This is a genomic window from Streptococcus pasteurianus, assembly GCF_004843545.1.
Taxonomy (GTDB): Bacteria; Bacillota; Bacilli; order Lactobacillales; family Streptococcaceae; genus Streptococcus; species Streptococcus pasteurianus.
On the sequence record NZ_CP039457.1, the window covers coordinates 1,070,178 to 1,091,463 of the forward strand.

Below are 21,286 nucleotides of genomic sequence, written 5' to 3' on the forward strand. Positions count from 1 at the left end.
CGACACTTGTCGAGACAGCTGTAAATTGGTATAATGAATTGGACATTTGGAAAACTAAAAATTTCAAATGCTACATTTTTCAGTCCATTTAGGAGGAATTATGAAAAAAAATAAAGCAGCAACCGATGTTGCTATTATTGCTATCTTCTTTGCTATTATGCTTGTGATAAATTTTCTAACAAGCTTAGTGTTTAACCTTTGGCCTGTTCCAATCAAGCCTACGCTCGTGCATGTTCCAGTTATTATCGCTTCTATTGTCTATGGACCACGAATTGGCGCTATCCTAGGTGGATTAATGGGGATTATGAGTGTTACCGTAAACACTCTGACATTGTTACCAACAAGTTATCTCTTTTCTCCATTCGTTGAAAACGGGAATTTTGCTTCGCTAATCATTGCTCTTGTTCCACGTATTCTAATCGGTATAACACCTTATTTTGTTTATAAATGGCTACATAATAGAACTGGACTTGTTATCGCTGGTGCGATTGGTTCGATGACAAATACCATTTTCGTTTTGGGAGGCATTTTCCTACTCTTCTCAAACGTTTATAACGGAAATATCCAAGCTCTGCTTGCTATTGTTTTTGGAACAAATGCTATCGCTGAAATGATTATTTCTGCCATTTTAACACTTGCACTTGTTCCAAGTTTACAAAAAATTAAAAATTAATGTTGAAAATCATGGGCTAAAAAGCTCGTGATTTTTTACTTAAAGCTAGTAAAATTTTCAAGTGTTTTCAAGAGTTAAACAACCGTTTGCGTAATCTTCAAAAAATTCCTCAAAACCCTTATATATCAATATATTCACTTATCTCAAATTAGGACTAGAAAAATCTTTTACAAAGTGGTATAATGAAAGCGTTTAGAAGAACAGAAAAAGGAGTTCCATTATGACTTACACTGAAAACTATCAAAAATGGCTTGACTTTGCGGAACTACCCGACTATCTCCGCGAAGAATTGGTAGCCATGGATGAGAAAACCAAAGAAGACGCCTTCTATACAAATCTTGAGTTTGGTACTGCAGGCATGCGTGGTATCATTGGTGCTGGTACTAACTGCATTAACATCTACGTTGTCCGCCAAGCAACTGAAGGTTTGGCAAAACTCATCGAAACTAAAGGTGAAGACGTTAAAAAACGTGGTGTTGCGATTGCTTACGATTCTCGCCACTTCTCACCAGAATTCGCATTTGAATCTGCTCAAGTTTTAGCAAAACATGGTATTAAAACTTATGTCTTTGAATCACTTCGTCCAACACCAGAATTGTCATTTGCAGTTCGTCATCTTGGCACATTTGCAGGTATCATGGTAACTGCTAGTCACAACCCAGCTCCATTTAACGGTTATAAAGTTTATGGTGAAGACGGTGGACAAATGCCACCAGCTGACGCTGACGCTTTGACTGACTTTATCCGTGCTATCGAAGATCCATTTGCTATCGAATTGGCTGACCTTGAAGAAAGCAAGGCTTCTGGTCTTATCGAAGTTATCGGTGAAGCTGTCGATGCTGAATACCTTAAAGAAGTCAAAGATGTTAACATCAACCAAAAATTGATTGATGAATACGGTAAAGACATGAAGATTGTTTACACACCACTTCATGGTACTGGTGAAATGCTTGCTCGTCGCGCACTTGCTCAAGCTGGTTTTGATTCAGTTCAAGTTGTTGAAGCTCAAGCTGTTCCAGACCCAGATTTCTCTACTGTAAAATCTCCAAATCCAGAAAACCAAGAAGCTTTTGCTCTTGCTGAAGAACTTGGTCGTAAAGTTGACGCTGATGTTCTTGTCGCAACTGACCCAGATGCTGACCGTCTCGGCGTTGAAATTCGTCAAGCAGACGGTTCATACCGTAACCTTTCTGGTAACCAAATCGGTGCCATTATCGCTAAATATATTCTTGAAGCTCACAAAACAGCTGGAACTCTTCCAGAAAATGCAGCTTTGGCAAAATCAATCGTTTCAACTGAATTGGTAACAAAAATTGCTGAAAGCTACGGCGCTACAATGTTTAATGTCTTGACTGGTTTCAAATTTATCGCTGAAAAAATTCAAGAATTTGAAGAAAAACATAACCACACTTACATGTTTGGTTTCGAAGAAAGCTTCGGTTACCTCATTAAACCGTTCGTACGTGATAAAGATGCTATTCAAGCTGTTCTTATCGTTGCTGAAATTGCAGCTTACTATCGCTCACGTGGTTTGACATTGGCTGACGGTATTGAAGAAATCTACAAAGAATACGGGTACTTCGCGGAAAAAACAATCTCAGTTACGCTTAGCGGTGTTGATGGAGCTGCTGAAATCAAGAAAATTATGGATAAATTCCGTGACAATGCCCCTGCACAATTCAACACAACTGATATTGTAAAAACTGAAGACTTCTTGACTCAAACAGCCACAAGCGCAAACGGCGTTGAAAAATTGACAACTCCACCAAGCAATGTATTGAAATACACACTTGCAGACGATTCTTGGATTGCCGTTCGCCCTTCAGGTACTGAACCAAAAATCAAATTCTATATCGCTACAGTTGGTACAGACTTAGCTGATGCAGAAGCTAAAATTACTAATATCGAAAAAGAAATCAACAATTTCGTTAAATAATGATTGATTAATATCAAAACAACTCCTTCTATCATGAGGAGTTGTTTTTTTACTTATTTAATAAAGAATTTACATCAATCTTTTTCTATTATCTATCCATAAGTCCGCAAATGCTGGAATATCCCGTATTTACGGACTTTTTTTAACTTTCTTATCGGTTGATACATTGCATAACTCCGCTTATTTCCGCTTCAATCTGCCTTGAAAAGTAGTAAATCAGTAGTAATTCTGTCTTTTACTACTAGGCTACAAATCGCTGTAATTCTGATTTTACAGTTTCCAGCGAAGCATGAGCGTAAAGGTTCAGCGTGATAGTTATATTTGAATGTCCCATAACATATTGCAATGCCTTTGGGTTCATTCCTGCATTTGCTAATCTTGTGCAGAATATATGACGCATGATGTGTGGTGTAATTCTAGGTAGCTGTTCTTCGTGATTACCGTTGTACTTCTCTACAAGGTTTCTGAACATTGCTTTATAGTTTACTGCCACTTGCGGATTGCCGTTGCGATTGATAAATAGAAAATCTCTGTAACCGTCAATCACAAGGTCTTTCTGTTTCCTGCGGTGTTTCAGTATGTTCTTAAATGATTGATACACCTCGTCGCTCATAGGTATCTGTCTGATACCATTTTCTGATTTTGGTGGTTGCACCACATAACCAATTTTCGATACTTTGATAAGCTGGTGGTCGATATTGATTATTCTGTTTTTAAAGTCTAAATCATTTACTGTCAGTCCGCAAAATTCAGAAATACGAAGTCCAGTCCGTAACAAAATGATGATTTCATCATAATGCTTTCGGTAACATACATCACTTTTAACATAGGTCAGCAGTTGTTCTTCCTGCTCCTGCGTCAAGGCTTGTCGGTTCTCCGTGTCATTTTTCATTACACTACTTAAACTAAAATCAAATGGGTTCTTTCTGATACAATCATCATGCAATGCCATTTTAAACGCTGGCTTCAATGCTCTTTTATAAAAAAGAACCGTACCATACGCCAGCCCATTGTCCTTTAATTCAAGTAGCCAAGTCTTAACATCTGAAATTTTAACCGTATCAATGCTTTTTGCACCAAGCTTGTCCTTTTTCAAAAATTCCAGTAGGTAACTGTAAGTGTTTTGTGTAGTCAGCCTTGCATTTCTCTGTTGTTTCAGATATTTCTTGAAAAGCTCATACACCGTCATTTTCTTTCCAACGGTGTCTATGCCGTCGTTGATGTCTTGACGTATTTCTTGCTCTTTTTCCCGTAAGGAAATATCTTCACGTTTTCCTGCTGGCGTTCTGTCTGTCGGTACAAGTTTCCATGCGTAAACAAATTGCGTTTTTCCAAATGCGTCCACATATTTATATGCGTATCTCCCGTCTTTTCGCTGGCTCTCACCCGTTCTTAATATACGATTTTTGTTATCCCGTCTTTTTTCAGACATTGCTTTTCGCTCCTTTCAGAACGGAAAGAGCTTCGATATGAGATATTATAATTATACCACATACGAAGCCCGTTTTCACTATATAACATTCAAGGTATCAAAGAATTTTTCAAAGGGTTTACGCTTTATCTGAATACGGTTTCCATTCATAATAAACCAGTCAGCGTCGGGATTTTCTTCTACCAGCCTACGCAATTTCTTTTCGCCAATTCTAAAATATGTTGAAGCTTTTTCCAAAGTTAAAGAATATTTCAACCAGATAGGCACATCAGTATTGTTCATAATCTATGCACCCCCTTTACTGTGTGTCGTTTTTTACAAGCAGGCAGACGGCTTTGGAAAGCTCCGTTAGTATTTCAACTATTCCCATTCTTGTGGGAAGAACCGCATCATGCGGACGTATCATTATTCTGTGAGGATAGGTCGTGGCAAAGCGACTTTTCCAACAGTCGCTCTCGGATCACTGCGTGGGTCGCTCGCTTTATTTTGGAAAGGTCATGGCGTACAGTCCCCGTGGCTTGCTATCTCACAAACGTATCTGTCTGCTTTATTCAGTTGTCAAAGACCAGACGGGCATAATCAATCCCGATATGAAATTAGAAGCGTTTAATATAAAAGTTTAAAATTTTACGAATAATCGCTTCTTTGATAAAACCTTTCATTTCCAAATCTACCGCAAGACGCAAGTTGTTGTTATCGTCGTAAAACGGACGCATACAGCATTGATTGATATATGGGTCATAAAATTCCAAGATTTTTGAAATAGCTGTTTCATCGCCGTCGCAGGCTTTGGAAATAACCGTGAAAGTCGGTGTCAGCTCTTTTGGCATTTTTCTTTTTCCTCCTCAATCAGTTGCTTTAACTTGTCTAGTGTTTGTATTCTGCACTTCGTTACATTCGCTCTGGAACAGTCAAGCATTTTTCCAATATAAGTGTCCGTATCTCCAATGAAGAAATACTGTAAAACGATATTACGCTTTCGTTCTTCAATAGCTTTCAATGCACGAGCCAGTTGTTCATCTTCGATTGATACTTTTTCTCCACAGACTTCAAATACTGCAACATAATCCGTAGAATATGTATCTTCTGTACCTATGGAATTTAAGAGGTCGTCCATAATTTCGGCAAATGGCATTTCTTTTTTCTCTGAACGGAGTATCGCTCGATAGAAGTCAATCGCTCTATGACGTATAACTGTTTTAATAGCACAATCGAATTGATGACAAGTTTTTTCTTGTAGTTCTGACGTTTTCATTTTCCCACCTCCTTTCGCTAGTCGAAAAGAGGTGTCTGCCCCTTTTCATATATACCGCGTTGAAAGTGGGGGACAGCGTAACCAAAATCAAAAAAACTTTAAAAATTTTTTTCTGGCATGAAAAAAGCCCGCACAAAACATATAGTCTGTACGAGCTTTTAAAACTGTACTGTATTCAGTTGTTATAAGAATGCCGTTAGAGTCAAATTGATTGTGTCGAGGTATATCTAAAATATTCCATAATGACAGCTCCTTTACGGCACTATTCTTGTTTATTCAGACAAAAAAGAAATTGCACCGTTTTTAATTTCTAAGATTTCGTCGGCTTCTTCTGCCAAATGCTTACTGTGTGTAACCACAACAACACATTTTCCTAATTCATGTGCAGTCTTTTTCAGCAAAGCAATGATTTCATCAGCGGTAGTTTCATCAAGATTTCCCGTTGGTTCGTCTGCCAAAAGTACATGAGCGTTGCTGGCTAATGCTCTTGCAATCGCTACACGCTGTTGCTGTCCGCCAGATAATTGTAATACATTTCTCTGCCAGTATTCTTTTCCAATGCCGACTTCTTCCAATAATTTTTCAGCATTTCCACTTCCACCTAATTTGACATTTTCAACGGTTGTCAAATAATCAATCAGATTATAATTTTGAAATACCAATGAGATATTATGCTTTCTATGGTAATTCAGCCCTTTTTTTGTAATATCCTCGCCATTGCAAAGGACAGTCCCTTTTACTGCTGTATCTAAGCCTGCTAACAGAGATAAGAGTGTTGTTTTTCCTGCACCACTCGGACCGATTATGGTATAAAAGATACCCTCCTCGAAAGTAGCAGATACATTATTCAAAATGGTTTTATCTTTTTTTGTTTTGTAAGCATAGCTTACATTCTTTACTTCTAACATTTTCGTCGTCCTCCTAACTCATTTCCGATAAAATATCTTTCGGGTTTCTCTTTAGTATTACAATTCCAGATACCAGAACAGAAGCCGTTATCAACACAAGAACACTTACACCGTCAAGCAGATACATTTCTGGCGTAACCTCTACGCTGATACTCTGCACGTCTTGCTTTGGTGCAACGTATTCTGTGGATACCTTTCCCTCATTGTTCTTTTCTTCTTCCTGCATTTGCTGAACCTGCTGTGATACCAGATAATTTGCAGTTACTTTGGAAACGGCAGGAGCGACAGCAAAGGATAACATAAGGGAAAAAATAGTAATCATAATCGCTTCACTCCAAATTTGCCCGATAATTCTAAATTTCGGAACACCGAGAGATAAGAAAATGCCGACTTCCTGCACTCGATTTTTCAGCCAGAACAGAAATACTAAAACAAGAATAACAAAACTTGCAATGGAAATTACCAATATCATCATTTCACTTACTTTTGCCAAATCATTAAAGTTTGAGGACATGGTTTCAGAATTTCCGTTATTGTCAATCAAATCATACTGTTCCCAGTTGATGTCCGCTTTTTGAAGATTTTGTTTTACTTCGTCGTAAGCTTCCACATCGTCCACTTTGAAATATGCTCTTTCATATAATGGACTTGTTTCACTTTCTGCCTTTTCTGGAAATCTCAAATCAGTAAATATCACATTTTCCGAACGGTAAGTATCGCCCTGCATAAGTGGGGACATCTTTTGATCCACTTGATAAATTCCCACAATCTCGGCTTCTGATACCTTTGAATTTTCGGTATCGTGATAATCATTAAAAGAAATCTTATCGCCGATTTTCAAATTATTTTGCTTTGCAAGTTTCTCTGAAATGACACACATATCTTTATCCTCTGGTGTTATCATTCGTCCCTCTTTGATATGCAGGTTGCCAGATAAAACATTTCTGTCAAGTTTCATATCTCTGTTTCCAATTAAACTTACACCGCCAACGTCTGCACTCTGGTCTACATCTTTATCTTCAATTCTTTTGAAATTTACAGGGTTTACGGGAGTTGTTACTGTTGTAATATTGTAATCAGCAATTCCTTTTGCTTTTGCCAATTTCTCAATGTCTTTTATATCTAAGCTTTCAAATTCATTTGTTGTCCAGCCTGTCCAAGTCTCCACACCATTGATAATCTCTTTTTCCTGATGGTAGCCACCAAAACTACCTTCCTTATCATTACCAATCTTTTCTGAGTATTCACGAACTCGCTTTGTTCGGTACTCTGCATTTCTTTCTAAAAGAAAGCCTGCACCTATGGCTTGTCTGGTTTTGTCCTGCACCTCAATACTGGCATTTTTGCTCGCCACACCTGCAAGAAGCAAGGTACTGATTGCAAAAACAATCAACAATAAGAGAATACTTTTTACGGGCTTTCTGAACACAGAACGCCTTGCCAATCCAAAAAAATTCATGTACTATCCCTCCATTTTTGCTAATATATCTTTTGGGTTTGCCCGTAATATGGGAAGAATGGAGCAACACAATGCTACCAAAATAACTGCACCGCCTAAAAGGAACAACATTCCAATATCTTGTATCTGCAAAACCACTTTTAGATTTTCTGTTACTGTTTCTGAACCAGTAATGACGTTTTGCAAAACACCAGAGAACAATTTACCAATCGCTGTTGCTCCAAAAACCGAAAGCGTAAATACACTACCTGCTTCTAATAAAGTTTGCAGGAAAATTTCACTTTTTGCTTTACCTAGGCTCATAAAGATTGCCACTTCCTTTTGTCTTGTCCTCATCCACATACATAACAGCAGGGAAACAACGACAGTACCAGTCATCAAGGTAAGTATCAGCATAAGGTTTGCCACCTTGCTGATTTGCTCTAATGGAGCAGACATCTGTTGATAAAGGGTATCAGACGTGCTAAGTGCTATGTCATTTCCAAATATTTTTTGCAGACTGGTTTCCAGCACATCTAAATTTTCTGGTCTTTTTGAGTAAATGCAGATTTTTTCAAATGCAGGTTCTTTTAACAATTCTTTATAAGCGCTGTTGTCAATAAAGATTTGATTTTCTATTCGATTGACCGCCGTAGTTTCTGCTGGCTGGTCTTTTTCCACATTTCCTGCGGACTTGAACATTCCAATAATCTGAACAGATACTTTTGTTCCGCTTTTTGTACTTAGTTCAATGGTATCTCCAATCTTTAGCCCATTCTGATTTGCAAGGTTTGTATTGATAACAGCACCTTTTTTCTCTTGTTTGATATAATCACCAGAAGATAAGCGGTACTGCATTTCTGAAAAAGGACTGTCCTTTTCCAAATCATCATAGGAGAGCAACGCTATTTTCAAATTTTCCTCATTTGTAGAGGTATTGAGAGTAACGGGATAAAAATTATCTGGAAATACCTCTTGCCTACCTATACGGTTGATAGCTGAAACATCTTCCAGCGTTTCAATCTTGTTTACTTCATTCTCGGTTATTTTGCTGTCCTTACTTGTAATTTCAGCCACTATTTTAGAGTTTGTTTTTTCCTGCATAGCTTGTTTAGACTCATTTGTAGTTCTTAAAATCATGCTTGTACCTAAAATCATACTGTTTACAAGTATCAGAACAATCAACAAAAGAATAGTTTTCCCTTTTTTTCGCTGTAAATAGCGAAAACCAAGTTGATAAAACTTCATACTTCACACCTCTATTCCCAATGGGCTATGACAACCTTTGTTGCATTGAAATGATTTGTGTCTGCAAATTCTCCATAGAGATATACATTTGATTGTTTCTTTACATCGGAGATAGAACCCGTCGTTACATTCGTAACACCAGAGTGGGCACTTACTGTGGCAATGACAAATTCACAATCTGGGTTATAGGTTACAGAAACAGCATTGTCTTTATTTTCCAGTCCCGGTGCTTCTGATTTTATCCCTGCTCCCCCCTCAATTTCTTTTGCTTGACTTACGGAACAACCATTATCTGTAAATTCCAAAACACTTCCTATCAAATTAGCAGACTCTAATATGTCGTTTTCTTCATTCGTATTAGAATTGACAATAGGATTAGACGTATCTGGCTTCTCATCTGGACTTGCACCACACCCCGTCAATGCACAGATACATAATCCAACTGCTACAAATTTACTGATGTTTGTTTTTTTCATTTTGTATTCCACCTTTCTTATTCGATATGCCACTATTGTAAAAGCAAACCATTCTAAAAATCCTGTAAAAAAGCAAGAAAATCATCATCATTTTTTAGAGGATTTTTACAGACTTTTCTGTTACACTGTCTATAATTAAACCTTCTTGGACTGCTAATGTCCAAGATGATATATAGAAAAGGATTGATACATTATGAAAATACTTCTTCTGGAAGATGATTTAGAGTTATGTAAAAATATAAAAATTTCGCTGGAAAAAGAAAACTATATGGTTGATTGTTGCAATGACGGGGAAACTGCTATGCTGTATGCCTTAAATACAGACTATTCTTATGACCTTGCCATTGTAGACCGTATGTTACCGATTATTGACGGTTTAACAATCATAAAATCTATGCGTAAAAAAGGAATATCTATTCCTATCATTATCATTACAGCCATGAGTACCCTTGATGATCGGGTTGAGGGTTTAGACGGAGGTGCTGATGATTACTTAGTAAAACCATTTCATATCAAAGAATTGCTTGCAAGGGTTCGGGCGTTGACAAGGCGACCTGCCAATATCCAATTATCTCCCAAATTACAATGGGGAGATTTAACTTTCGATAAAGACAGCAGAACCTTATCCACACCAAATAATTCTCTTTTATTAACTTCAAAAGAAACCGAGTTGACTTTTGTATTTATGCAGAACCCAGAAACACTATTTTCCCGTGAACAGCTAATCCTTAAAATCTGGGGTAGTTCTTCCGAAGTAGAAACTGGCAATGTAGACAGCTACATTTCTTTTCTGCGAAAACGTCTAAAGGAGTTAAAAAGTTCCTGTAAAATAACAACGGTCTACGGTGCAGGGTACAAACTGGAGAAAGAAACATGTTAAATAACTTATACCGAAAACTTCATATTCTGTTTGCAAGTTCTGTTATGCTGATTATTACCCTTGTGATTTTCTTTGTTGTTGCGAATACGGTTTATACGGAGAAAATCAACGAAAGTACCTTGTTTCAAAGATTAACAACCTTGCTGATTTATCAAGCGGAAAGTGATTCTTCGGATATGGATAAAGCACTCAAAGCCTACGAAGAAAGTGATCATATTTTTTCCTTGATTAGCGATACAAAAGGGAATACCATTTATCAAAGTGATTTTCCATTTCCAACTTCTGCGGACAAGCTGTTGCATGATGTAGAAAAACAGATTTCTACACAGCCATTATCACAAACAGAAAGCACCGCAACTTCACAAGGCGGTTTTCTGGAAATAAAAGGAAAACATCACGATACTTATTTTGTTATTCCTGCTACAATTATGACAGCAAATGATACCGTATATCATGGGAATTTTCTTTATCAGACAGCTGGCTTGACGGATATTTTACAAAAGACATTACCGATATATCTTCTTATCTGGCTTTTGGCTTGTATCGTTGTTATCATACTAACCCGTTATCTGCTGAAAAAGTCTTTTGCCCCAACAGAACGAATATTGCAAAGCCAAAAAGATTTTGTTGCAACAGCTTCCCATGAATTAAAATCTCCACTAGCTGTTATGATTTCCAACACGGATATGCTTCTTGATGATGTTTCCTTAAACGAACAGGCAAAGCAAGCCTTACAGACCATAGATTTTGAATGTATGCGGTTATCCCGTTTAGTCAAAGATATGTTGCTTCTGGCTTCTTCCGATGCTAAAACATGGACATTGCATAAAAGTACAATCAATGTAGATACCTTGCTCATTACGTTATATGAAACATACGAACCCGTCTGCATGAAGCAGAATTTAGAACTAAAACTGCATTTATCCGAGGAAAGTTATCCTGCCATGCTTACCGACAAAGACCGATTATTTCAAATCTTGTGTATCTTTATGGATAATGCCATTCAACATTCCAAGAATAATTCTTTGATAGAGATAGAAGTAATCGCCACCGAAAAGAATATTGCTTTTTCTGTGGTAGACCACGGGCAAGGCATTTCTGATGAAGATAAGCAGTATATCTTTGACCGATTTTATAGTGGCGACAAGTCCCATGCTAACAAAGCGAATTTTGGACTGGGACTAAGTATCGCCAAAGAATTAACCCAAATGCTGAACGGTACTATCACTATTAATGATACTGTTGGTGGCGGTGCTGCCTTTACTGTTAAATTTCCTCTGAAATAGATTAAGGCTTGCAGATCATACAATATGTATGGAGCAAGCCTTTTTTCAAATCTTTGTCTTTTTGGTAATCTTGTAAATATATTCTTCTGGGGTAGGGCGTTTATTACCAAAATACTTTTTGAAATTTGCCTGCACCTCTGGGTCTGAACTATTCATAGCTTCATCAATCGTCGCTTCAATATCAGCTCATACATCAGCCAATGAAACACCGCCAGCTTTTGCACCTGCTTTCAATGCTTTTTTAATATCTCGTTTTTTAAGACCTATCATAATACTCATACTCCTTTTCAATATTAACGTCAGTTACCGATATATATAAATGTTATAATGCTAACTTACAATCTTTATCTTCATTTAAAGGATAACCCTTAATTTTGAAGATTTCATAAAGATATAAAAAAGAACGACAAATAAAGCCGTTCTTTCATAATGGTAGCTGTATAGTAACTTTAGCTCCTTTGGTTTCTATCGAATTATCTAGCAAAAGTTTTCCTTTATGCTGTTTTATAATGCTGTCAACAATATATAACCCCATTCCATAATGCAGTTTAGAACTTCTGCTTTGGTTTGCCATATAGAAGCGTTCTTTTGCGTGCTCCAATGCCTCTTTTGAAAAACCACAACCACAGTCAGTAATACAGATATTCAAGTAATTATCCTTGTTATCTACATCTATATATAATGTAGAGTTTTCAGGAGAGAACTCCACAGAATTTGAAATCAAATTTATAAATGCTCGTTCCAGTAACATTCTATCCCCAATTATATTTTGTGGTAAATTATGTTGTGTCTGCTGAATAATAATACCTTTGTCCTTGCAAATGATTTCTGTTTGGGATAAAATATGTTTCAAAAACTCTGGCAATTTAATATCTTCCATTTGTAATTGATAACCGACAGTTGTTTTAGATATATCAATCAAAATTTTTATGTACTGTTTCATCTGTTCAGAACTACTCATTGCATACGATAAATATAGCTTTTGTTCTTCATCAAGTTCTGTTTCATCTAACAAATCAATGTTCCCTTGCACAACAGTTAATGGAGTTTTCAAATCATGGGCTAGAGAAGCAATCTGTTCTCTTTGTAATTTTTCGCTTTGCCACTGTTTTTCTAATGACTCTTTTAAGCTGTTCCGCATGCTGTCAAAAGATATAATCACGTTTTCAAATTCCAATATTTTAGAATGTCCGATAGTAAAATCTAAGTTTTGATTTTCAATTTCTTTGGTAGCTTCTAAAATAGGGGTCAATTCTTTTCTCAGTTCTTTAGCAAAATGAACAGTTAAATAAACACATACCCCTAAACTGCTTATAATCATTAACGTAATCATCAAAATTTCTGGGGACGGTAAATAATGGTTAAGTTGTGGGTTTAAATATTGAGAACCTATAACATACTGTAAGACAATATATTCATCATTTCGTGTAACGAAAATAAACTGTGTTTTACCACTTGTATCCATTAACCCAGTTTTAGCAAACATCAAAGCCTTTTCTTTTACTTCTTCGCTCATATTTGTATCAATGTATTCATAGTTTTTCGTTAATCGAAGAAATTTAGTACCAGTAGGAAAATGTATATCTGATACATTCGGCGTTGCAGTCAGTATAGGTACTAGATCTTCCGTTTGTCTTTCATTATTATCCGCAAGTGTTACAATCCCCATGCTGGAAGCTAATAACATACAGACAAATGGGACAACCACGGACAGACATATTCCCCCAAGTAGACAAACAAGAAATTTACGGAAAGTTTTTGTAAGTGATGTTTTCATTTTTATTCCCATTTATAACCAATCCCCCAGACTGTTGAAATTGGCTGAACACCCATTTTTTCAAATTTTGCTCTTATATTTTTTATATGTGTAGAGATTGTAGAGCTATCGCTTTCTCCGTAAAAAGAAAATGTAGCTTCGTATATTTGTTCCTTTGAAAAAACCTGTCCTTTGTTACTTGCAAGATACTCACAAATCAAATATTCACTTTTAGTAAAGGCGATAGGTTTATTATCAACGCTAATCGCCTTTGCTGATAAGTCTATTCTTATCTTATCTAAATTTAGTGTTCTATGTTTTTCACGTTTCTCTCTACGCAAGTGAGCATTGATACGCGCCCGCAATTCTGCAATACGGAATGGTTTTGTTAAATAATCATCAGCTCCTAATCCTAAGCCCAAAGTAATATCATTTTCCATCGTTTTTGCCGTCAGAAAAAGAATAGGACAGTCAATAAAATCTCTTATAGATTTACAGAAAGAGAAACCGTCTATATGGGGCATCATAACGTCTAAAATAACTAAATCATAGTAGTTCAGAGTGTCTAAAGGAACTTCTTTTGCAGAAGAATATACAGTTACAATATGTCCATCTTTCTCAAGCCCATTCTTGATTAACTGTAAAATCATTTCTTCATCATCAACGGCTAATATATTTGCCAATATCTACACCTCCTACAATTCCTATATCCAAGTCTTATTCTATTGTATTTACTGCTACGTAATATTTATTGTTAATATTAACAGCAATCTTTTCTTCTGTGGAAGTTTCTTTTATACTGTATATATATCCGTAACTGAATATTGTACCGTCAGCTTCTTCAATTCTTTTTGAAATTTGAGCAATTTCCTGCTTCAAACTTGAATATTCCACAGTTTCATCTGTCAGAGTATAAATTTTTTTATCTATTTGTATGGTATCCTGATTTGCTGTATTTAACTCCACGATTGGCAAAGTTTGGTTTAATGATTTATTTCTATCTGCGTTTTCTTTCAAATCAAATAAAACTTTTAAAGTTCCAAAAGCCAAGACAAGGACAATAGCTATCGCAACCTATTTTAATATTTTTTTACTCATTTTCTTTTGTCCCTTCCCATCTCTGAAACCACATTAAACTTATTATAAACAGCACTACTGTGAAAACCAGCATAAATATAAAACCTAGTTGAAACTCAGGGAAGTTAGAATAAAACTGTCCCTCATTAACATATTTCAAAATACAATAATCCATAAACCTTACACTCCAGCCCCACGGCAGAAATTTCCAAATAAAATCACCAAGTCCTGTAACCAACAATGCAGATAATAGACTTCCTACAATACCCATGCCCATAGCTACACTTTTCCCTAAACTGAAACCGACAAGTATAGAAATAAGATAAATTGGTATTACAGACAATATTAACATAATAAAAGGTTTTATATAAAATGAAAACGGCATAACTGGATAGAGTACTGCAAATAAGGAAACACCAAGTATTGTTGCAAGGGTTGCCAAAACAACAAGATATAATAATTTTCCAATATATACCGCTGTGCGTGAACGGAACGTACCTAAGATTAACTGAAAATGACCTGCCCCATTTTCTAGTTCAACTACCATACCTACAACAATTCCAATAACAAATGGAAAAATAATCGATAATACCTCTAAAAAGGTCGTTACATTTGTGACATCATTCCAACCAGATATATGAAAATATCCTGCAAAAACACCAGCTCCTATTACTGGAAAAAGTACATGAACTAAAAGTAATGGTGTATGTCTGCTTTTAAGCCATTCTACTTGAAAACATCTAATAATACTGCTAAACATTAAAGAACCTCCTGCTTTATAAAAGATTTAGCTGTTAATTTTGAAATCACATAGAGTAAAACCAATGACAAGCAGACTGTCATAATAATCAACGGTAAAGGAGTTAATAAAGCATTTCCCGTTACCGGTTCTCCATTTGGCAATATTCCTAATGTAGGAACCATAAGGCGAGTAACCCAACTATAAGGACATATGAACCAGAAACTTGTGTTTGCGCCTAATGTTCCCAGTATAAAGCTCATTCCAACATTTAATATGAGAGTGGCGAATACACCTGTTTTTTTTACAAACCACAAGCATAACGGAACATTCCATATACTTGTTAGAATAATGCAAAACGTTCCCAATAGTGCCTGTATCAGGCTGATTGTCATAGATATATCAAAAATTTGTTGAATGATAAAACCACCTGCGACATTGCACAACATCAAAATTGTATTCGCAAGTACAATGTATATTATACAAGTAATTATTTTTGCATACCATACTTTTTTTAAATCAATAGGCAATGATAAAATTGCTCTGAACTTTAATTTTCCGTTATCTCTTTGAATTATCAAAATAGATAATAGCGTTAAATAACTAGGATATAATAATACATACCACCAGTTATATGAATTTTGTTGATACCACATGGGAGCAAGTACATTCAAAAATAAAGTTAGTACAGGAGCTAACCAGACTAATTTTTTTACAAAAGTATTTTTATGTTTTAGATGTTCAGAAGATATATAATTTTCCATATTATCGTCCCTCCTGCGATTTTCTTACAACTTCTATGAACAAGTTTTCTAAATTTTCATCTTTATTCATCTGTCCCTCATATCCTAAAATACCATTTGAAATAATGCCAATATCATCAGCAATAAGCTGTACCTCTGATAAAATATGACTGGATAGAATAACGGTAATCCCTTGAGAGGGAAAAGAACGAATAAGAGAACGTAATTCTTGTATACCGATAGGGTCTAAACCATTTGTTGGTTCGTCTAAAATCAATAATTTAGGATTGTTTAACAAAGCAATAGCTATTCCTAAACGTTGCTTCATTCCCATTGAAAATTGTCCTGCTTTTTTTCTTCCCGTATTCTGCAAATCAACTATTTCCAAAACTTCATTTATTCGGGCTTTAGGAACATTGAGTAACTTTGCACGGACTTCTAAATTTTCTACCGCGGAAAGATTGTCATAAAGTGGTGGTGTTTCAATCAAAGCCCCTATTTGTTCTAAATCTTTTCTATTCCAGTCGTGCCCATTAAAAAGAACTTTTCCACTAGTAGGACGAAGCATACCTGTAATCATTTTCAAAGTGGTAGATTTTCCAGCACCATTTGGACCGAGTAACCCATATATTGAGTTTTCACGAACAGTTATAGATACATTATTTACTGCCTTTTGCTTTTTGAAATCCTTACATAAATTGTCTGTTTTTAAAATTTCTTTCATAATTGTTTATATCCTTTCCTTATGTTTGGTTAAAGTATAAAAAGCAAATTTGAAGATTTCATAAAGATTTGATAAGAATTTATTTTAATCCAGCTGTAGCATGTAACTCGCATTAAATGTAAAATACAGCTACGGCATTTTATTGTTTACCCTACAATCTTCCAGTTATTATCTTTATGTAGCACTAGCTCAAACTGCGATACCTGCGTTGCCTTTGTCTGATTATCAAGGAATTTTACGGCAACCTTGACTTTCACATTGCCCCCGTCCTTTGTAAAGATAGGGTTTACCAATTCAGAATAAAGGTAGTCCCTGCCGATAGGTTCAAGCACATTTTCCGATACATAATAGGCAAGCTCTTTTTCTGTGGCTGTCGGGTACAACTTAAAGAATGTTTCCAGAAATGCGGTAGCGTCATTTGCGGTATCAGCGTCCACGCTTGCGTCTGCTTCTGGTGTTTTAGGCTCATAGTCTGATTTTTCGATTGCTGGTGCAAGGGTAGGGTTCTGAACAATTACCATATCCCCGTCAGCGTCCACATGGACTTTTACCGTATAGGTTGCCTTGACATTGCTTGTCTGTTCTCCCTCTTTTATCTGCTGATCTACTTCGTAGGTAGCAGAAAAAGTGTCCGTCCCCGACTGTTCAATACTCCATACAATCACATCTGTAACCGTAGAGCTGGTCGGTATATCGGTTCGAATTGTATCAACATTCAAGTCCTGCAATTCCTTTGTCAAATAACTGTTGATTGTCTGCGTCCTTGCTTCAATCGCTTCTTTGCTGTTATTCCATGTATAATAGGACTTTGCAAAGTTCTTCACGAAATTTTCTATCCCGTTGGTGTCCTGCAAGCGAAGTTCAATGATTTCTTTTTCATGGGTCGTGTGCTGGTCGATAGCGGTAAAGTTCTTATATACCCCAAAGCTTACGCTTGCGATAAGCACCACCCACAACGCAATCACGGTTTTCTGATGTGTGCCTACCTTGACGGTACGCACCTTTTTTTCTTTCGGTTCTTTGATAGTTTCTGTCTGTTTCTTATTCTTCTTAAACATATTTTTCAAGTCCTTTCTATTATTTTACTCGTCCTGCACCGATTAAGTGCTGTTGCCAGTAACGGCACTTCCAACTACTGCACCAGCCACAGCTTCAACCATTCTTAAAATCTGTGTTAATGTCAATACAATAAGCAGTTTCGCCCTCAACTTTCATCATGCCCTCATTGAATGTAGAACCGATAGAACCGTCATTCATTACCTTTTCAATGATACCGACACGCTCTGCACTTTCCGTCCAGTATTACTTGCTTTCTGCATGGACGGATGTAGTTGGTAAAGCAGTAACGACAGTTGCAAGAGCTAAGAAGCCCGTACACAACCGTTTTAACATCTTTTTCATAAATCTAATGTTCCTTTCGTTTTTGGTAATAAAATAGCCGTCCAACAAGAACGGCTGGAAATAGAAAAGGAACGTCATTTTAGGCGTTCCATAGTCTATAAGTTATTCAATTTTTTCTTGTTTCAATACTAATGTGTTTTGTCATAAGTCCGCATATTCGGGGCAATCTCATATATCAAAGCTCAATCCGCAGTAGTAAATTAGTAGTATTTCAATAGCTCAAAACCCTTAAATATGCCTTAAAATAAATGTTTTTGTTGGATAGTTTAAGAAAATACTTAATTATATTGATTTTAAAATAAAAAGTCCCCCATTATTATGAGGTAGTCAAATATATAAATAGCTAAAGAACCAAGGTTAGATGTTAGCAGTTAGCAGTTAGCCATGCGATGATAAACAATAAAGTAAAACCAAATAGATAAATAAGACCGATGATTGATAACCTTTTAAGTCGAGGTTTAACTTGATGTTCTTTGTTATTTACTAATGAATAATTAAGATAAGCAAAGAATGGCGTTGTGATGAATGATGCAATCATTGCAAAACGAAGCATTGTTGCAACATTACCAGCAAAAAGATAAACAATGACCAATCCAATAACTGCTGTCAATGTCATCCAACCATAAAGTACTTTTTGAGAAGCTTCCTTTTTGTCAAGAAGTAGACGGAGCGCTTCGTTATTCGCAAGTGAATATCCGTCAATAACTGTGATAACCGTTCCGAAAATACATAGGAAAGCAATAAGCGTAATCAAGAAACGAGACCATTCGCCAAGAACAGAAGCGTACATATTGATAGATTGAGCAATGTAAGCTGCTGAAGCGCTTTTTGCTTAGTTCGCCAATTCGATTGTTGTTCTATATTTTCAGTCATAAAACAGACCTTTTTCTAAATAAGGTTTTCAATATTCAGATAATCCCGACTTGTGTAAACGCAATTTTACAACTTACCTATCAGAAAGTCAACCTTATTTTAGGAAAAAGTTTGAAAAAAATGAGTATTAAAAATCCCCGCTTTTCAAAGCGAGGAAAATCATAAATTTACAGCTTAGTTAAATAGATTTTTAAAGAAATTAACAATTGCTTGCCAAATGTTCGCTAGGAAGCCTTTGCTTGATTCCAAAGCGTTTGTGGCATCAAAATTAAGATTAATTCCTTTAAATGTTGAACTTGCATTTGAAACAATGCTATCTTTCAAAGAGGCAAGTGTCGATTTAAAACTACTGCTATCAATGATACTTGATTTTGAAAGATTAAAAGCAAAGTTAACAATCAAGGTAATTTGGTCACTTGACAAAACATCTTTTAGCTCATAATTATCAAGGGTTTCTTCAACGATTTTACGAACATCTTCTTTTGAAACGCCATCACCAGCATCTGCAACGGCTGATTTAATGTCGGTTAAGGCAACGTTCAACTTGTCAGCATCATAACCGTCTGTTCCTTGATTCTCAGAATTGATAGTCGATAGAGCTTCTAACTCTTCTTGAGCTAATTCTTTGCTTTCATCAGAAACATCAACACCATTTTCTTCTAAAGAATAATAAATTCCAGCTAACGCTGACTCACCTGTAACAGCGATTGGCGAAGCTACTGTAATAGCTGCATGCTCAATTCCTAATGTAACAGCTGCATTTCGATACATATCTTCGGTAACTTTTGTAATATTCTCTGGTGTGACAATATTAACCGTCAATGTTTCTGAAGAACCTAATTTTTGAATTTTAACAGATGAATACAATTGCAAGCTAGAATCGTCTGCAACGTTCATAATATTAGCATAGGCACTTGTTGTAATGGTCTTAACACTTGTATCCTTTGAACTGTCATACCCTAACAAAGCTAGCGTTTGTGAGCGTTGGTCATCTGACAAAGAGTATCCTAAAACATAGTCGGGTTGAACATAAGTTTCATCAATAACATCCTGAACAGAGTTACTTGATGCTTGAACGCTGTTAACAGTGATAATAGATAAAGCTGCTAAAGCACAAGTCATCAATGTCTTTTTAAATTTCATCTTAATCATTTTCCTTTCTCTTAGAGACCTTATTATACCATTTATTGAGAATTCAGTCTGAAAAAACTGTTTTATTTCACGCTAAACTACTCATGTAATTCTAGTGGCAAACCATCCGGGTCGAAAAAGAAGGTCATTTTCTTACCTGTATAATCATCATAGCGAACAGGTTGAACATAAATTCCCTTGCTTTCCAACTCAGCTTTGTAAGCGTCAACATCATTAACATAAAAAGCCAAATGACGTAGCCCACAAGCCTCCATATGATACTTAGGTTGCCCAACACGTTTTGGCGGTGCAACATAATATGGATCACTAAGCTTATTTCCAAAAATCTCTAATTCAATCGTTCCACATTTTAAATCAAGTTTGTAATCGTGGCGCTCTGGTCTATGATTTTCACGAATAATCTCAAAACCTAGTTTATTGACGTAAAAATCACGTGATTTTTCATAGTCAGAGACAATGAGTGCGACATGGTGAACTGCATTTAATTTCATTATTTTCTCCTTAACAAGAAATAAAAGCTGGGGTTGTCCCAACTTTTACCTTAAAATGTCATTTGATTATAGGAATACTCAAATGCTTCAAGAATATCATCTGATGCCTCGTTATAAGCCACGGAAGATTCAAGGTTTCCTTTAACGACAATACGTTCAGTTGCTTCTTGGTCCATGCAAGTAACAAGTGTCACTTGAGATTGTCCAGGAACGTCGTTGATAACCTCTGAACGATCTGGGGTAACTGATTCAACCTCTGTAATCACATAAGTGTAAATGGTTGATTTATCTGTTAAATAAATTTTCATTCCCACTTTTGCGTTTTCTAGAGGAGAAAAAAGCATTTTGGAAGAACCAACCAAGCCAAATACGTGATGACTAGCTAGAGCGTAATTATTTTCACCACCCATGACTTGGTTTTCTTTCATTGTTCCAGCTCCATAGGATAATTCTGTATTTCCTAGTCCTTTAAAAATTGGCAAATTAATACCAACATCTGGCACTGCTATGCCACCAATAACGGGCAGATTAGCACTATTTGCCTGAGCTTTTAAAACAGATTGAGTGGAAACGGGTTCTACTGATGAAAAATCATAAGTAACATCAGCACTCTCATTTTCCTTGATTTTCTTTTTAGAAACTTTAGTGATTTGATAATGATTTGACTCTTGACCAATCAAAAAATTACAAATAGATTTGTGAAAAATCAAAGCTATGCCAACAACCAATAAAAGCAAACATAAAAACAATCTAAGAGTGTTCCAGAACCGATATGTTTTTTTCTCTTTTTTTACCATA

At 36.0% G+C, this 21,286-nt stretch carries 22 protein-coding genes and 2 pseudogenes; 4 read left to right on the plus strand and 20 right to left on the minus strand.

Annotation, left to right across the window (positions count from 1 at the left end; genetic code table 11):
- Positions 1–100 precede the first annotated feature (100 nt).
- A complete protein-coding gene (locus E8M05_RS05675; protein ID WP_013851845.1) occupies positions 101–673 on the plus strand; it encodes an ECF transporter S component in 573 nt (190 codons plus the stop codon).
- A 220-nt stretch (positions 674–893) separates the two neighbouring features.
- Positions 894–2,609 (plus strand): phospho-sugar mutase, encoded by a 1,716-nt coding sequence (locus E8M05_RS05680; protein WP_048791176.1) that lies wholly within the window; start codon positions 894–896, stop codon positions 2,607–2,609.
- A gap of 241 nt (positions 2,610–2,850) precedes the next feature.
- On the opposite strand, the gene E8M05_RS05685 is transcribed toward E8M05_RS05680, so the two are convergent.
- The 8 genes from E8M05_RS05685 to E8M05_RS05725 form a co-directional block, all read right to left on the minus strand.
- Entirely contained in the window at positions 2,851–4,041 is a 1,191-nt protein-coding gene (locus E8M05_RS05685) for a tyrosine-type recombinase/integrase (RefSeq protein ID WP_048791177.1), read from the minus strand.
- A gap of 78 nt (positions 4,042–4,119) precedes the next feature.
- On the minus strand, positions 4,120–4,323 hold the full coding sequence (locus tag E8M05_RS05690; protein ID WP_048791178.1) for an excisionase: 204 nt from the start codon (positions 4,321–4,323) through the stop codon (positions 4,120–4,122).
- Positions 4,324–4,637: 314 nt separating this feature from the next.
- The gene (locus tag E8M05_RS05700; RefSeq protein WP_048791179.1) at positions 4,638–4,871 is read right to left on the minus strand and encodes a helix-turn-helix domain-containing protein; all 234 of its coding nucleotides are present in this window, start codon (positions 4,869–4,871) and stop codon (positions 4,638–4,640) included.
- Positions 4,856–5,296 (minus strand): RNA polymerase sigma factor, encoded by a 441-nt coding sequence (locus tag E8M05_RS05705; protein ID WP_048791180.1) that lies wholly within the window; start codon positions 5,294–5,296, stop codon positions 4,856–4,858. Before E8M05_RS05705 ends, E8M05_RS05700 begins: the two co-directional genes overlap by 16 nt.
- 272 nt (positions 5,297–5,568) lie before the next feature.
- A complete protein-coding gene (locus E8M05_RS05710) occupies positions 5,569–6,204 on the minus strand; it encodes an ABC transporter ATP-binding protein (protein WP_048791181.1) in 636 nt (211 codons plus the stop codon).
- A 13-nt stretch (positions 6,205–6,217) separates the two neighbouring features.
- A complete protein-coding gene (locus E8M05_RS05715; protein WP_082144662.1) occupies positions 6,218–7,663 on the minus strand; it encodes an ABC transporter permease in 1,446 nt (481 codons plus the stop codon).
- Positions 7,664–7,666: 3 nt separating this feature from the next.
- Positions 7,667–8,890, minus strand: a complete 1,224-nt coding sequence (locus tag E8M05_RS05720) for an ABC transporter permease (protein ID WP_048791182.1) — start codon at positions 8,888–8,890, stop codon at positions 7,667–7,669.
- An 11-nt stretch (positions 8,891–8,901) separates the two neighbouring features.
- Complete coding sequence (locus tag E8M05_RS05725; RefSeq protein ID WP_048791183.1) at positions 8,902–9,366, minus strand: hypothetical protein; 465 nt, start codon at positions 9,364–9,366, stop codon at positions 8,902–8,904.
- A gap of 193 nt (positions 9,367–9,559) precedes the next feature.
- Here E8M05_RS05725 and E8M05_RS05730 point away from each other — a divergent pair, with 193 nt between their 5' ends.
- Positions 9,560–10,246, plus strand: a complete 687-nt coding sequence (locus E8M05_RS05730) for a response regulator transcription factor (protein ID WP_048791184.1) — start codon at positions 9,560–9,562, stop codon at positions 10,244–10,246.
- Entirely contained in the window at positions 10,240–11,532 is a 1,293-nt protein-coding gene (locus E8M05_RS05735; protein ID WP_048791185.1) for a sensor histidine kinase, read from the plus strand. The genes E8M05_RS05730 and E8M05_RS05735 overlap by 7 nt, the downstream gene beginning before the upstream one ends.
- Before the next feature lie 424 nt (positions 11,533–11,956).
- Here the strand turns inward: E8M05_RS05735 and E8M05_RS05745 are convergent, their stop codons facing one another.
- From E8M05_RS05745 to E8M05_RS05800, 12 genes and pseudogenes are all read right to left on the minus strand, one after another.
- Entirely contained in the window at positions 11,957–13,309 is a 1,353-nt protein-coding gene (locus E8M05_RS05745) for a HAMP domain-containing sensor histidine kinase (RefSeq protein WP_197417991.1), read from the minus strand.
- 2 nt (positions 13,310–13,311) lie between these two features.
- Complete coding sequence (locus tag E8M05_RS05750) at positions 13,312–13,971, minus strand: response regulator transcription factor (protein ID WP_048791187.1); 660 nt, start codon at positions 13,969–13,971, stop codon at positions 13,312–13,314.
- A gap of 34 nt (positions 13,972–14,005) precedes the next feature.
- Positions 14,006–14,338 carry a NisI/SpaI family lantibiotic immunity lipoprotein gene (locus E8M05_RS05755; RefSeq protein WP_048791188.1) on the minus strand — a complete coding sequence of 111 codons (333 nt, stop codon included), beginning with the start codon at positions 14,336–14,338 and terminating at the stop codon, positions 14,006–14,008.
- Between the two features lie 40 nt (positions 14,339–14,378).
- On the minus strand, positions 14,379–15,125 hold the full coding sequence (locus E8M05_RS05760; RefSeq protein WP_048791189.1) for a lantibiotic immunity ABC transporter MutG family permease subunit: 747 nt from the start codon (positions 15,123–15,125) through the stop codon (positions 14,379–14,381).
- Positions 15,125–15,868 (minus strand): lantibiotic immunity ABC transporter MutE/EpiE family permease subunit, encoded by a 744-nt coding sequence (locus E8M05_RS05765; protein ID WP_048791190.1) that lies wholly within the window; start codon positions 15,866–15,868, stop codon positions 15,125–15,127. Before E8M05_RS05765 ends, E8M05_RS05760 begins: the two co-directional genes overlap by 1 nt.
- A 1-nt stretch (position 15,869) precedes the next feature.
- A complete protein-coding gene (locus E8M05_RS05770; RefSeq protein WP_197417989.1) occupies positions 15,870–16,571 on the minus strand; it encodes a lantibiotic protection ABC transporter ATP-binding protein in 702 nt (233 codons plus the stop codon).
- Positions 16,572–16,717: 146 nt separating this feature from the next.
- Positions 16,718–17,629, minus strand: a complete 912-nt coding sequence (locus E8M05_RS05775; protein WP_061100427.1) for a conjugal transfer protein — start codon at positions 17,627–17,629, stop codon at positions 16,718–16,720.
- Between the two features lie 97 nt (positions 17,630–17,726).
- Positions 17,727–17,972: pseudogene (locus tag E8M05_RS11870) on the minus strand (hypothetical protein); the annotation flags it as partial.
- Between the two features lie 364 nt (positions 17,973–18,336).
- Positions 18,337–18,801 (minus strand): annotated as a pseudogene (locus tag E8M05_RS05785) (divalent metal cation transporter); the annotation flags it as partial.
- 218 nt (positions 18,802–19,019) lie between these two features.
- A complete protein-coding gene (locus E8M05_RS05790; RefSeq protein ID WP_370695859.1) occupies positions 19,020–19,967 on the minus strand; it encodes a DUF1002 domain-containing protein in 948 nt (315 codons plus the stop codon).
- Positions 19,968–20,074: 107 nt separating this feature from the next.
- A complete protein-coding gene (gloA2, locus tag E8M05_RS05795; RefSeq protein ID WP_013851848.1) occupies positions 20,075–20,488 on the minus strand; it encodes an SMU1112c/YaeR family gloxylase I-like metalloprotein in 414 nt (137 codons plus the stop codon).
- 50 nt (positions 20,489–20,538) lie between these two features.
- Positions 20,539–21,285: a class A sortase gene (locus E8M05_RS05800; RefSeq protein WP_003064852.1), complete on the minus strand. Its 747-nt coding sequence runs from the start codon at positions 21,283–21,285 to the stop codon at positions 20,539–20,541.
- Between the last annotated feature and the right edge of the window lies 1 nt (position 21,286).